Here is a 13983-nt window from a genome sequence, read left to right as displayed (position 1 = left end):
TTTAAGAAGAAGAACGCTTGTGCGTTCTTCTTCTTCTACTTTGCTTCTCTTCCCAGGTAAAAAGAGGCTGACAGCTATCCGCTAAATTACTAGGCGGCTTCTAAGACATCATTTAGGACTTTGTTTAGATCGTTGATGTGGAACGGCTTGGCAATGGCTCCTACAAAGCCGTACTCTTTGAAATTGGCAAGGATAGGGTCAGCAGAGTAGCCGCTGATTACTATTGCTTTTACGTTTGGATCTATTTCACGCAGCTTCTCAAGTGTCTCTTTGCCACCCATTCCGCCTGGGACAGTGAGGTCCAAAATGACCCCATCAAATGCTCGCCCTTCACTCGTGGCTTGCTCATAAAGCCTTATTGCCTCAGTACCATCAGAGGTGATTTCTACATCACATCCAATATTTTGCAGGGCGGACTTTGTCACTTGCCGGATCAAATACTCGTCATCCATCACGAGAATATGGCCGCTGTAATTGGGGATCGATGACTCGCTGAAGTCAGGATATTGCACTTCCAAAGCGCAGTTTGTTGCAGGCAGGTAGAAAGTGAATGTCGTGCCTTTCCCCTCACTTGATTCAACCCCGACATAACCACCATGCTTGCGAATAATCGAATGCACAGTAGCCAATCCCAAGCCTGTACCTGATGACTTAGTTGTAAAGAAAGGATCGAAGATTTTCTCGACATGTTCAGATTTAATTCCTACTCCTTGATCGGATACCTTAACTTGAACGTAATTGCCGGGTTCAAGTGGAAAATAAGGTTGTGTTTCAAAGAACACGTTTTCAGCATGAACTGTTATCCTACCGCCATTTGACATTGCTTCATTTGCGTTGATCACAAGGTTCTCAATCACTTGGCTTACCTGACCCGTGTCAATATCACAATTCCATAAGTCTTCAGCGATTTCAAAATGGCAGTTGCTTTTTGAACCGTGTAAGACAAAGCTTGACGCCTCCTTCAGCATTTCTGAAATTGATGTGACGGTTTTGATAGGAGCGCCGCCCTTAGAGAAGGTCAGCATCTGTTTTACAAGATCGCGTGCCCGCATGATCGCATTTTCTGCATCTTCTATAAGACTAGTCTCTTTTTCAGTGAGATTAGCTGTCATTTCGACAAGTGATACACACCCCATGATGACTGCCAGGATGTTATTGAAATCGTGCGCAATACCACTCGCAAGAAGCCCTAACGAATCGAGTTTACTAACTCTAGCAAGTTCATATTCGATTTTGGTCTGGAGTGTTACATCGCAAAAAACGTAGACGGCGCCATGTAGGCATCCTTCCGTATCGATAATTGGAGTTGAGCATTCAATAATGACACAATCGCTGCCATCAGGGCGGATAAGCATAAAACGGCCCGAGCGTCCAGTATTGTCAGGGGAATTAATAACTTTTTTGAAGTTATCCTTTATGGGCAGGCGGGTTGTTTCATCAACTATTTTATACACTTCTGAAATGGGCTTGCCAATTGATAAACAGCAATCAAAACCAGTGAGTTCTTGGGCTTTTTGGTTCATAAGGACGACTTTGCCCTCTTTATCGGTTGATATAACACCATCACCAATTGAGCGTATTGTGGTTGCCAAACGTTCTTTTTCAGCCCTTATAGTCTCCTCAGAATTTGCTAAATCAGTCATGTCTTGACGCAATACGAAAACGCCGTTTACTTTTCCCTTTAAATTCTTATCGGGCACATAAGCAACTAGGTATTGAAGATATCCGTCCTCCGGCTTATCAGGGTTGATATAAGATACAAGGGGGGCTGAAAATGCTTTCCCTGATTGGATAACATCGCCCACCGCATCCCACATTCTTGGGTCGTCTTTATGAACCTCATGAAAATGACGCCCAATCACTTCCTCAACCTTTTTTCCTATATATTTGGCGTTTGCTACGTTACATTGACGATAGACTTGGTTGTGATCGAGATAGGCTATCCCAACAGGCCGTATGCTATCCAGAATGCCTGTAAGGAAATTTCGCTCGTCTGATAACTGCGTAGACAATGCTTGGGCTTTATCGCGCGATGCCTGGACATCTTGAATCAAAAGGGCACGCCCTAGCTCAGCTAACCGGCGTTTTGTGATATCTCTAATATTCATGACTACTGAAGATGGATTTCCGTTAACATCACAAACGATTGAACCGCTATAACTTAAATAACGGAAGTCGCCACTCTCTTTATGAACGATTCGCGCCTCATAATCAGTGATTACTTCTCCATTAAAAGTTCGTATTAAAGGCCATTCATTATAAGGCATCTCTCGTCCATCTACGTAATGAAGCTCGTAAACATTAGTGCAGTCATTGAAACACTTGAGTTGACGCATCTCTTCGCCACGCGGAAAAACACTAATAACTGCTGAGTTTGTATCTATGATATTTCGATCCATGTCACAGATGACCAAGGCATCAGACATGCTGTTGAGGATCGTGTTGAGATGCCTATAGGCATATTGCAGCCGTTCGTGCACTTCCGTTTCCTTTGTGATGTCCCTGAAAAGAGAGATGGCTCCAATAATGCTTCCATCAGTATTACGTAATGGAGCAGCAGAGGCCGATACCCATGTTGTTTTGCGGCCAGGGAGAGTAACCATTAATGTCTCAGTAGTTATTTTTTCGCCTTTTAAGGCGCGATGTACTTGGATATCATCAGGTTCTATAGGCCTGCCATCGTCATGCTTAATTCGCCCCAGCTTATACCGCTCCTTCGGCAGCATTCTCTCATGCTCTTTGTTATATCCAAAAAGCTTACGGGCAGAATCATTCATTTTTACGATTTGCCCTTCAGCTCCGTAGATGATGAAACCGTCGGTAATGCTATCAAAAACAGATTTCAACTCCGCAGCTTGTTCATGCGATTGGATGGTCATTATTTCAAGTTTTGACCTTGAAATAATCTGTTCTGTTACTTCATTAGCTACCACAAGAAGATCGCTAATATCCGTGCCATTCTGCTTTAGAGGAAAGACCGAAAAAAGCATGAATACAGCGCCATGGGGTAGTTGAAGGCAGATTGGTTCAGTATCAACATAGGGTAGGCCGGTTTCAACTACACTACGGAAATGCTCTTCAAGGCCGGTCTCGTTAAAATTAGGCACAAACTCTGAGGGATGACAACCGATAATTCCGTTTGTTTTGTGGCTCTTATCAAAGAGTTCTTGACGTGGAGTAGTTGCTTGTTTGACACGAAAAGTAACGGGGTCGAGCAGTAGCATACCGGTAGGCGGGCGAGCGGTGAATGTTTGGGATGACAGTTTTTCTAATTCAGAGAACGAACTATTTGTGCTAAAAGAAAGGGTTTGTTGCTTTTGAATATCCTGAGCAATACCTTCCAATGATTCTATAAGAGCTTTAAGCTCATTTTTCTCAGTTTGATCTTTAAGTTCTAAGAGTTTCTTATGCGCTTCTTTTAAGCGAAGCTTTATCTTGAAGCAATCTACTGAGCCACTAGGCTTGGAAATTTTAGTCATCACGTTCACCTTATAATCCTTATCAGAGATACCACTTGGTAAAATTAACCTTAATAGACAACTTTAATTATCGGGGAATATTTTTACAATATACAGGCCTTTCTATTAATTCGCTTGATTGATAAATAGAATTCAGCATAGCATCTTGGTTCGCGAAGCTTGGATTTGCATAAGTTTTTTCGCTTTACGGCAGGTATAATTACTATTGTTTGTAATCTGCCCTTGGTCATTCAGTACCTTCTTCAGGTCGGGAAGTAAAGTTTCTGATGCGGCTGAATACTGAGCGCCTTTGAAACTTGTAATAAGCTTCAGAGGTTGGCAGCAAAACAATCCTTAGCATATATCGCTCTTTCCTGGCTGTCTTTCAATAAGGAGCACAGGATGAGCAAAGGAGATTGGTTATGATCGTCCCAACACGTGCATTATTTGAGCACGCATATGGCAAGTACGCACTTGGTGCGTATAATATCAACAACCTTGAGCAAGCGATGGGCCTATTCCGCGGCTGTATGGATTCGCAAGCTCCCTTTATTATTCAAATAAGTAAGGGCGCTCGGGGTTATACTGAAAAACGAATGCTCGAATCCATAATCGCATCTGCTGATGAAATCTGGCCCGATGCGCTTTTTGCCGTCCATCTTGACCATGGCGATGAAGAGACTTGCTATGACTGCATAGAAAGCGGGTTCTATTCATCAGTCATGATTGACGGTTCAGGTTTTGAGTTTGATGAAAATGTTGCAGTAACAAAGCGAGTAGTCGAAGCGGCTCACGCGCGCGGTCTTAGTGTCGAAGCCGAACTCGGCAAGCTCGGTGGCGTTGAAGAGCATGTTAAAGTTGACGAAAAAGATGCTCGTTTAACCGACCCTGAAGATGCCGAAAAGTTTGTTAAGCTCACCGGCTGTGATAGCTTAGCTTGCGCAATCGGCACGAGCCATGGGGCATTCAAATTCAGTGGTTCGCAAGGACTGCACTTTGATCGAATTACCGAGATACAAAGACGTCTCCCCGGCTTCCCGCTGGTTATGCATGGTTCGTCTTCCGTTCCTCAAGATGAAGTCGAACGCATCAATGCTTCCGGTGGCGACCTCAAGGGCGCTAAGGGTGTGGATGTTACCCAATATCTTCCTGCCGCCAAGCTTGGCGTTTGCAAGATTAACATCGACACGGACGGACGATTAGTATGGTGCCGTGTTCATCGCGAATTCTTCCGCGATTTCCCTGCCAAGTTTGACCTTCGCGATCCCGGCAAGGTCTTCATGACCGAATATGCTAAATTCATCGCCAGCCGCAACGAGTTGCTAGGCTCCGCCAACCAACTCCAAAGCGCTCGTGAATTAAGTGTTAAGGCCTAATTCAGTTAAAAAAGAAGGGGGCGCGGCTTCAGCCGCGCCCCCTTCTTTTATATTTGAGAATCAGTGTTTACTAAACCTCGAAGGTTAAGCCGCCTTCTGGGATGAACTGACGAAGGTAGCGTGCAGATTCTTTTAGCTCGCTCAGGAGCACATCATCACGCTTGGTTGAACCCGGAATAACTTCGAGCACAAGATAGTTCATCGATACGGGCTGCATGAATGAGAATGGCCGTTGATCATGCTCGCGATGGGCTAACTTGATGGCATCGATTAAATCGGGGATGTTTACGCAGCCCTTTTCATTATATTTGGGCAAGAACGGCCAGTGATGAGAGGCATCGGGAACGGTCTGTTGAACGTGAATAACCTCTGAGACACTGGAGAAGCGGCGCATCCAGGAAAGATAATCGGTATCAGGGAATCCCGCGCCGAATGGCTGACCGGCCATGTGGCCTGTATCGAGCGTTAAATAAATATGCTGACCGGTGTTCGTGCGGTTGACTTCCACTAAGAACTCATCCCCTTCGCTGATAAGCCAGGGCTTCTCACTGGGGATATACATTTGTTCTTGTGAAAAGACGCGCATACCCTTGCGCTTCATAATGCTGCCGACATTGCGCATGGTCTCAAAAAGTCGCTGTTTGCATTGTTCGGTAGCTTCAGGATCTTCCAAAACTTCAGTTGAGAAAGCGTCCACGTGACCACCGATAGCGTCGGTGCCCATGACAGCAGCTATTTCAGCGGCGCCTTCGAGCCATTCCGCCATGCGCCGACGTGCGCGCGGGTCAGTGTGGGACAGTCCATGAAATCGGTGGGTTGCCATACCGGTATAGATATCGATAATTTTAACCCCATATTTAGCGGCAGCATCACGTGTTTGTCCGGCTATTTCAGCTTGAAAAGTGCGGTCTCCGCTGAAGAATGGGTCTAACACATCGGCGCAGAAAGAGTGGTACTCATAACCGCACTCACGAGTAAGGCGCATCCAGTTTTCGGGCTTCTCCCAGCGTCTTGTTATAAAGGCTCCATTGACGCCGATATCTATTTTAACGGTGCGTGGCATAGAATTCATCCCCCTTGATTTTAAGGACCTTTCGGTGATTAAGCTTTTTGGATATTGCTCCCCAATTTTGTCGCAAATACCCTTACCAGGTCAAGCCCTTGTATCTGCAGGAAGGTGAGGGGGTGATGAGGCGGACTAATTGTTCATTAATATCAAAAAGCCCCTCAGCGTTTTGCGCTAAGGGGCTTCTATTTTAAGTTCGGCGAATTGCCTACTGTTTTAGAAGGTCGAAGGTTGATGCGCCGTCGTTTACACCGTCTATACTTCGTTGCAAGGTTCCTTGTAGGTATCGAACAACGAGTAGACTAACAGGGTCAACAAACTCTTGAACTACCATAGCGCCTGTCAACGTTGTTGCTTCTTCACCTGGCAAGGTGTACTTGGCAACTACGCCACCGGCAGGAGTTACAGCACCAATAATTGGCGCGCTCGTTATACCATTACTCAGCACACCGGACAAACTGCCCGAAGAGCTGACAGTAATCTCAGCAATGCCGCCGGATGAGTTTCCGCTATTATCAACCCCAGTCCAGTCACCCTTCCAATGGCCGATCAGGTTGGCCTGATTCTGTAGGCTGGTTTGATAAATCAGGTCAACACTGGTAGTGCCGGTAGTGATTCCGTTCACCTTTTTGGTAATTGTGCCAACAAGGTGAGCAGGGAGAGATGGATCACTGTTAGTTTGTTGTACCAGTGTTCCAGTCAAGTTTTCCTCGACCCCTCCGGGGTAAGTATATGTGACATTATAGCTACCGTTGCGATTAATACTGCCGGCAACATTTGCGGGGGCAAGATTTGTTGCGCTGGCGATAGTGCCTGTGATGTTGCCGCTTGGGGAGACCACAGTCATATCGAGTACGCCAATCTGGTTTTCACCGGTGTTATCCAGTGACGACCAGGAACCGACCCATCGTCCGCCCATTGTCGGGTCAACGGTGTTGTACCAACTATTCTTATCACCGCTTCCGCCGCAACCGGCTAAGAGCATTATCCCAATCATGGGTAGAAGCATCAAACAGATTAACCAAAAACGAGGGATATTACGTTTTATCATCACAATTCTCCTATTGTTTTTCATCATTGATTTCTCCAGGTCCCCCGAAGGGGACCATTTAAGCGATTAGTCCTTCACGATACGAGGAGTGATGATTATCACGACCTCGTTGCGAGTCTTATTTTGCTTGTAGTTAGTGAACAAGAAGCCAAGAATAGGAAGCTCTCCAAGGAGAGGAACCTTCTTGACGACTTTCAGATCGTCCTCGCGAATGAGACCACCGATAATGATGGTTTCACCGTCTTTGACGCGAATGCTGGTATCAGCATATCGGCGTGCAACTTGTGGGAGTCTGCCACCACCGGGCACGTCGAGGAAGCTAGTAACCACGCTTACCTCTGGACGGATGTTCATGGTGATAGTGCCGTCTTCTAAGCTGATGCGAGGTCCTACGTTGAGTTGAATGCCTGCTTTAACAGTACCCGTAACTATACTTGGCCCTGTAGAGCTTTGAGTTATACTTGCAACGTAATTTATCTCATCACCAATGAAGACCTCTGCATATTTCCCGTCTAAGACAGACACATGCGGGCTAGCCAATATCTTGGCTTGATTTTTACGCAGCATCGCATCAATATTGGCGGTAACTCGCAAGTTATTAAAGAATTTGCTTACAGTAAACGTTGATGATGTTGTGTCGTCAGTCCCTGTAGGAATTGTGCCGCTGAACTTGCTCTGTCCTGGAGCATCGGTAACAGTGGTGCTGTTAAGGAAGTCCCAGTTCAGACCCCATTGCTTCAGGTTTGCTAGGTTGATATCTACAACTTTAGCTTCAATCATAACCTGAGGCGCAGGAACATCAACATTCTTTACGAAAGCCACAACTTTTTGTACATCAGCCTCAGGCCCTTGCAGGATCAAGGTCATCGGTGGTTCCGTCCATTTTGTTTTCGCTGTAGCTGATCCACCAGTACTAGAAGAACCGCCAGTTGATATCAGGCTTTCACTGACACTGCGTTCACTGCTGATAGGCACTGGCCCCACAGTCACTTGTACTGAAGGGAACATCGGAATCAGGTTGGCATCTTCCGCTCCATTAGCACCATCAAGCAGACCTTTGGTATAGTCCCCATCTAATACTGCTTTCAGCATTTTTGCATTAGTATGCTGTGCGACATAGATGACCATCGCTTGTCCAGATTGCTTGGCAACAGCGAATTGGCTATCGAGTTGTTCAACCAATTGCTTAGCAGCAGCAACTAATGGGGGAGGTCCAGACATGACAATAAACTTCTCAGGATTAAATAATTTTCCAACCTTAACCTTATCTGTTTCAGCAGATTGCGCAGATCTACTAGCCGTGTCAGAATCTCCATTTCGTGTAACTGTAGTGTTAGTGTTTGTTACTCTTGTGCTAGATGATTGAGAGCCAACTTTTTGAAAGTCCCCATCATTACTGCTTTGAAGTATGCCACCGCTTGAGAAAATACTAATTTGGTTGGCATCTGGCATTATAGATATGGCTTTTTTAACAGCCTCTTTAATCATGTAGGGATCACCGTAGTTTATTCGGATGACCTCCATTGTATTCTTAAGCGGATCTGCCATGGCGGCCATGGTTGGAGCCATCATACTAATTGTATCTGGGGTACCGACAACATAAGTATTATCGATCTTTGCATACTTTAGGTTGCTCAGCTTAGTGATTAAGTCGAGGGCGTTGTCAACTGTAACGCCGGAAAGCGATACGGTGACGGTGCCTTTGACATCCGGGCTGGTGACGATATTGGCGCCGGTTTGAATGGCAAGCGCCTTAAGCACGTTGCCGATATCAGCGTTCACGAAGTCAAGTGAGACAGGACTTACTCGAACTATACCGGTGGTCGGTTTAAGAACTCTACGATTAGTAAAAGTTGTATTACCGGTAAGCCCGGCAATCTCTGTCGTCGTCGGTTTTGTATTTGTAGTAGCCACGTAATAGTTGGGCTTTGTCTTTGTAACATTAACAGTAGTCGTTGGTGTTACGGTCTTTGCGGTCTCTGTTACAGGTGTTGTCAGTGTTTCAGTGACCGGGTTAACAGTAACCGTTTCATCCCCAGTGACCGGAGCTACAGCTGCCATCCTGGTAATAATCGGTCTAATATACTGTGTATCTACTGCCGCTTTAGTAACGGTTTTAATCACAAAGTTATTCGTCGCATCGTCTTTTGTAACAACCAGTTTCGATCCTGGCTTCGTACAAATTAGAACGCGGACGATTGGTGGGTGGGCGCGATACCATCCGTATTTAACCCACTTAGAAGTGACGGTTCTGGCTCGGACGAATTGTCCTTTTCCTGTAAGCCCCGCTTTAAACTCAATAATTGAGTAATTAGCTTTAATTTGGTATCTATTTGGGGTGGACAAATCCTGTCCAGATACCACAACGTTAACCCCATCAGATACCTTTTGAACTTTGACCGCATTAATATGCGGTTTGGCCAGGGCCAATCCTGCGACGCTGATAATAAACAGCGCCGTGAACAGGCGCACCATGTTCAGATTCTTATTTCCTAGTTTCACCAGCGGTTCCTCCTAATCTTAGAACGTATGTCGTTTTCCCGTGCTTAATCTCTACGCCCTGGCGAGAGATTGATTTAACTCTATATTCACCGTCGACCATTTCGTTTACACGTACTAAACGCTGGCCTCCGTGATCATCAGTAACTAAAGCAACTGTTTGTGCCCCTTCGACCACTCCTGTTAGTTGAAAACTGGGTGGCGTCGCGATGGGCGCAATTGCAGTCGTTGACGTATTAGTCGTAGCGCCATTCATCAAGCCTGACGGTACTCCTAACGGAGGCAGTTTAGTGTAATTAGTCTGCTCCGTATTATTAGTTGGCGGCGGAGGCGGAGTTGGCTTTATGATGGGAGTCAAACCCGATTCCTGCGGCACGAATGGATCGCGTGGCGGGAGCGCCACGAAAAGTGTTCCTGTATCAGTCGTCACCGGCGTCGTTGGAGCCGTCACATCGGTCGTCGGTTTGGTATTAGTCGCCGGTGTGGTTTCTTCACCAGGACCGCCCGTAAACTTAAAAACCCCAACGCCAAGGACAACTACAACAAGAACGATGGCGAGAATAGTTGTGCGTTTCTTCTCAGCATCCATATCTAGCTTCCCCCTTTGACCGGTGTCGATGTGGTAGTAGCCGTGCTAGTCGTCTTTTGAGTAAAAACAAAAGCGCGAACGGTCATTTGCACATCGAGCAGATTCTTCGACGCATCCGGCGAGTTAAGACTTGCTTGAGACATTATCTGAACCTGCTGGACCGATAAGATTTTCGGGAATGTCTTCAACCCTTTTAGGAAACGCATAACATCCCAGAATTTGCCTGTAACGGAAATCTGGATGTCCAATTCCTGATAGGGTTTTGGTACCTCTTTAACTTCAGCTTCCTTAGACTTGTCTTTCTTGTCCGCGTCTATGGTTGCTTTGACTATTTTTTTAACAGTATTTGGCCGTACGCTCATCAACTCGAGATTGACCGATTTTGCGGATGCTTCGAGCTGTTTAAGCAGGGTTGGCACGTACCAAGAATCGGTCACTGACTTTTCGAGGAAACGAACCTGAGTTTCGGCGGTTAGCAGAGCAGCTTGAGTAGCTGTCAGCTTGGCTTTAACAGAGGTTTCATCGCCGACTACCTTCGTTCGCTTAACCAATTCATCATGCGTCTTGGTCATACCTTGGTATTGGATGTAGCAAACTCCCATACCCGCAATCACAGTAAGAATAACTAGCCCCACAATCACGCGAATACCGGTTGTAGCGGAATTAGCTCCGAACATTGTTAGCGCCTCCTTGTGGTTCAGGGATTGTTGCTTCAGGGATCTTCAGCGAGGTCCCTAGCTCAAACTCAATTCCGGAGGCAGTAATAAGCTGCTTCTGCTGAGTGTATTTGAGTTCAATTTTATTCAGGTCGGTGCAGGTATTGAGCCTAAGCATAACATCACCCACCAATTCCTGGTCAGCGGCAAAGCCGCCAACGGTAACGATGGATAGATCTTTAGAATCTTTCGGCATCTCACTGCGAACGCTGGTTATCCAGGTGCGCGGCGGCATACTGATGCTGATGTGCCCCAATATACGCTGCCAACGCTCCGTATCGGCCTGTGCATTTAGCAGTGTCGTAAGCTTTGGCTGAATAGTTGCGATCTGCTGCTCGGCCTGAGATATTTGCTTTTGGAACGGGGCTAATTGTTGTTCTCTTGCGCCAAGCTCAGAAATCTGAGCTTGAAACACACCGGTTCGCCACATAAGAAAACCGGAGCCAAAGAGGAATAAAACAACCTCGACTATCCAGCAAAAGAATAAAAGCTGCGCACGTTTTTCAGTAGCGCGTTTGCTGGCCCGTTGGATAGAGATCAGATTAACTAACGGCATTTTTTACACATCCTTCCTAGGCGGCGACCGCCACAGAGGCTGAGCGCCGCATTGCCAAACCAACTGCAACACAGAAGCGCATGCCACTGCCGTCGTTAAGAAGTTCGCCTACGGCGCTAGGGTCAAAACTCGGAACAGTAAATACGTCGGCCCGTGTAACCGGGATTGAAAGACGATAAGCGAGATACTCGGCAAGCCCTTTCATATGCATTGTCCCACCGGTTGCAAGCACCGAGGAGACAGGGCTAGCAGAGACCCCTTCAGGCAACTGCGACTGATAATAGTTGAGCGATCGTCGGATCTCGCGCAAAAGCTCATCTACAATCGGCTGAAGCAGTCTGAGAGGTGGATTCTCCATCGGACCTGCTTTCGATTGAGCAAGGGGAGTAAAGTCAAGCTCGCGCTTGATCTTTTCTGCCTCTTCATCCGTACACTTCAGATAGCTCTTAAGCGCTTGAGTAAAAGTATCGCCTGCAATCGGGATTGAACGGGTCAGGGCAAAAAGGCCATTGGCGGCAACACTTACATGGGTGTTGGAGCCGCCGATATCCACTAATGCAATCGTAGTGTCTGCGGCTTGGGCTTTCCCCACTGATTCGACAAGCGCTCGATAGAGCGCAAACGCTTCCACATCCACCACTTCAGTGTCCAGCCCAGCCATCGCACAGGCTTTCACTCGACTTTCAACCACATCGCGAGGAGCGGCTACGATCAAAACTTCCATTTGCCCTTCAACGGTCGAGGGGCCAAGAATTTCAAACTCGATGTAGCTATCCTCAACCGAAGTCGGCACGTAACGTCCGGCTTCGAATTTGATGGACTTTCGGACAGTGGCTTCGTTCATTTTGGGCAATCGTACTGACCGTACGATAACCGATGCGCCCGCAACTGCGACGTTGGCGGCAGTCGCATTAAAGCGGCCACTGCTCATCAGCTTGCGAATCGCGTTGCCAACCGTCTCAGGATCAACCACAACACCATCAACAACCGTTTCAGTAGGAGTGTTGGTGTATTGAGCGCGAGTAACGCGCCAAATACCACTTTTCTGCTCTACCTGCGCTGCCTTGATGGTATGGCTGCCAATATCAATTCCTACATAAGTGTCCTTGCCGAACAAACTAATCGGCATTTTTTGCCTCCGTGTTTATTTCCGCCTGAGCTTGAGCAATTCGTCCATGCTGCCCCATCCATTCATCGAGTGCGGCTTTAGAGAAACGCCACTTGTTCTCGATCATGAAAGCTGGCACCTGACCTGATTCAGCAAACGCTGTCAGAGCGGAGGTAGTCATACGCAAGTAGTGAGAGGCCTCGCGAAGTGTAAACACCGCGTGCGCTCCATTTAGTAGGCCTCGAAGCAACTCATGAAGCTGCTCAGGGCTGAGTAATAATTCAAGCCGCATAACCCCATGCGAAGCTGTTGGCGTATTTTCGATATGAGACGCCAATCTGATATCGACATCGACTGGGGGTTCTACGGGCGTTTGGAATGATTCGACAGGTGATGGCATAGGCGCCGGGGTAGTTGTATAACCTGGCGTTGTTTGCCGAGCAGCGGCCTGTCTAATTGCATCAACTAATGACATGCCTTACCACTCCTTCCCGTCAAAAGACTGAATAATTGAATGCATTGCAAACCCATCGATCTTCTGGTACTTTTGCGCCATCGCTACCATAAGGGCGTTATCTGCGAGCTGACAAACCATTCGTGGGCAGCCATTCGTGTACTTATGAATCTCAAAAACCGCATCTGGGCTAAAAGGCGATTGTTCGCTGGAAAAACAAGCAGCACGCAGGCGATAATCTATCATCTCCGCAGTCTCTTGTTGGTCAAGCGCCTGTAATTCATATCGGACCGCTAAACGCTGTTTAAGCGCCGGTACCTTTTCAATCATCTTGCGCATCTCTATTTGGCCGATAAGAAGCAAGCTTAACAAGAACTGATCGTTCATCTGACAGTTAAGGAGCAGTCTTAACTCCTCCAAAGAGGCGACGCTTTTTATAAGATGAGCTTCATCAACAATGACAACAACCCTTTGACCGCCTTCATAATAACTAAGAAGCTTTGTTTGCAACTCATGAAGCAGAGCTTGTCGGTTTCGGGAGGAGGTTTCTACCCCCAACTGAGTGAGAATCTCTTTGAGCATCTGGATAGGGCTCAAAAGAGGATTGACAATCAAAACCACTTTGTATTGGACAGGATCCAATAACTCGAGTAGTTTACGACTGATGGTAGTCTTCCCAAAACCAATATCGCCGATCAAACACGCGGCCCCTTTATTACGCGTGATAGCGTAATGCAGCATCATCAACGCGTCCTCATGCTTGCGGCTCAGATAAAGAAAACGCGGATCTGGGGTCAGGTTAAAGGGTGACTCCTTAAGTCCCCAGTATTGTTCGTACATCCATTGCCCTCCGGTTCGAGTTCACACACCTATTATTATTGCCAGGTATCCACGAAACCTAGAGGGGAATATCAAAGTCCGCCCGTTTAAATTTCATTATTTCTGGTTAGACTATGTTAAAGAATGGAATAGTGAGCTTAATCTATCGATGAAACTAATAGAATCAGGGCGATCGTTTAACGGTCGCCCTGATTCTTAACTAACTTCATCCCACTGTAATTCTATAAAAGGGGCAAAGAATCTACACAGGTAGCCTATGAATGGGGAAGC

Annotated in this window: 11 protein-coding genes; 1 reads left to right on the top strand and 10 read right to left on the bottom strand. The window is 46.7% G+C overall.

Annotated features, from left to right (window positions below; genetic code table 11):
• Positions 1 to 89 precede the first annotated feature (89 nt).
• The gene (locus WCO51_00385; GenBank protein ID MEI6511718.1) at positions 90 to 3479 is read right to left on the bottom strand and encodes a PAS domain-containing protein; all 3390 of its coding nucleotides are present in this window, start codon (positions 3477 to 3479) and stop codon (positions 90 to 92) included.
• 401 nt (positions 3480 to 3880) lie between these two features.
• Here WCO51_00385 and WCO51_00380 point away from each other — a divergent pair, with 401 nt between their 5' ends.
• Positions 3881 to 4834 carry a ketose-bisphosphate aldolase gene (locus tag WCO51_00380; protein MEI6511717.1) on the top strand — a complete coding sequence of 318 codons (954 nt, stop codon included), beginning with the start codon at positions 3881 to 3883 and terminating at the stop codon, positions 4832 to 4834.
• 70 nt (positions 4835 to 4904) lie between these two features.
• Here WCO51_00380 and WCO51_00375 read toward each other — a convergent pair whose 3' ends face one another.
• The 9 genes from WCO51_00375 to WCO51_00335 all read right to left on the bottom strand — a co-directional run bounded on the left by WCO51_00375 (position 4905) and on the right by WCO51_00335 (position 13713).
• A complete protein-coding gene (locus WCO51_00375) occupies positions 4905 to 5897 on the bottom strand; it encodes a TIM barrel protein (GenBank protein ID MEI6511716.1) in 993 nt (330 codons plus the stop codon).
• 211 nt (positions 5898 to 6108) lie between these two features.
• Positions 6109 to 6951: a hypothetical protein gene (locus WCO51_00370; GenBank protein MEI6511715.1), complete on the bottom strand. Its 843-nt coding sequence runs from the start codon at positions 6949 to 6951 to the stop codon at positions 6109 to 6111.
• A gap of 66 nt (positions 6952 to 7017) precedes the next feature.
• The gene (locus WCO51_00365; GenBank protein MEI6511714.1) at positions 7018 to 9453 is read right to left on the bottom strand and encodes a secretin and TonB N-terminal domain-containing protein; all 2436 of its coding nucleotides are present in this window, start codon (positions 9451 to 9453) and stop codon (positions 7018 to 7020) included.
• The gene (locus tag WCO51_00360; protein MEI6511713.1) at positions 9437 to 10039 is read right to left on the bottom strand and encodes a hypothetical protein; all 603 of its coding nucleotides are present in this window, start codon (positions 10037 to 10039) and stop codon (positions 9437 to 9439) included. The genes WCO51_00365 and WCO51_00360 overlap by 17 nt, the downstream gene beginning before the upstream one ends.
• A gap of 2 nt (positions 10040 to 10041) precedes the next feature.
• Positions 10042 to 10716 carry a type 4a pilus biogenesis protein PilO gene (pilO, locus tag WCO51_00355; GenBank protein MEI6511712.1) on the bottom strand — a complete coding sequence of 225 codons (675 nt, stop codon included), beginning with the start codon at positions 10714 to 10716 and terminating at the stop codon, positions 10042 to 10044.
• The gene (locus WCO51_00350; GenBank protein ID MEI6511711.1) at positions 10703 to 11311 is read right to left on the bottom strand and encodes a hypothetical protein; all 609 of its coding nucleotides are present in this window, start codon (positions 11309 to 11311) and stop codon (positions 10703 to 10705) included. Before WCO51_00350 ends, pilO begins: the two co-directional genes overlap by 14 nt.
• 16 nt (positions 11312 to 11327) lie before the next feature.
• Positions 11328 to 12440, bottom strand: a complete 1113-nt coding sequence (pilM, locus tag WCO51_00345; GenBank protein MEI6511710.1) for a type IV pilus assembly protein PilM — start codon at positions 12438 to 12440, stop codon at positions 11328 to 11330.
• Complete coding sequence (locus WCO51_00340; protein ID MEI6511709.1) at positions 12430 to 12894, bottom strand: helix-turn-helix domain-containing protein; 465 nt, start codon at positions 12892 to 12894, stop codon at positions 12430 to 12432. Before WCO51_00340 ends, pilM begins: the two co-directional genes overlap by 11 nt.
• A 3-nt stretch (positions 12895 to 12897) precedes the next feature.
• On the bottom strand, positions 12898 to 13713 hold the full coding sequence (locus WCO51_00335) for an AAA family ATPase (protein ID MEI6511708.1): 816 nt from the start codon (positions 13711 to 13713) through the stop codon (positions 12898 to 12900).
• Between the last annotated feature and the right edge of the window lie 270 nt (positions 13714 to 13983).

It is taken from the genome of bacterium (assembly GCA_037131655.1).
Taxonomy (GTDB): Bacteria; Armatimonadota; Fimbriimonadia; order Fimbriimonadales; family JBAXQP01; genus JBAXQP01.
This window is presented reverse-complemented; position numbering and strand designations above follow the sequence as displayed.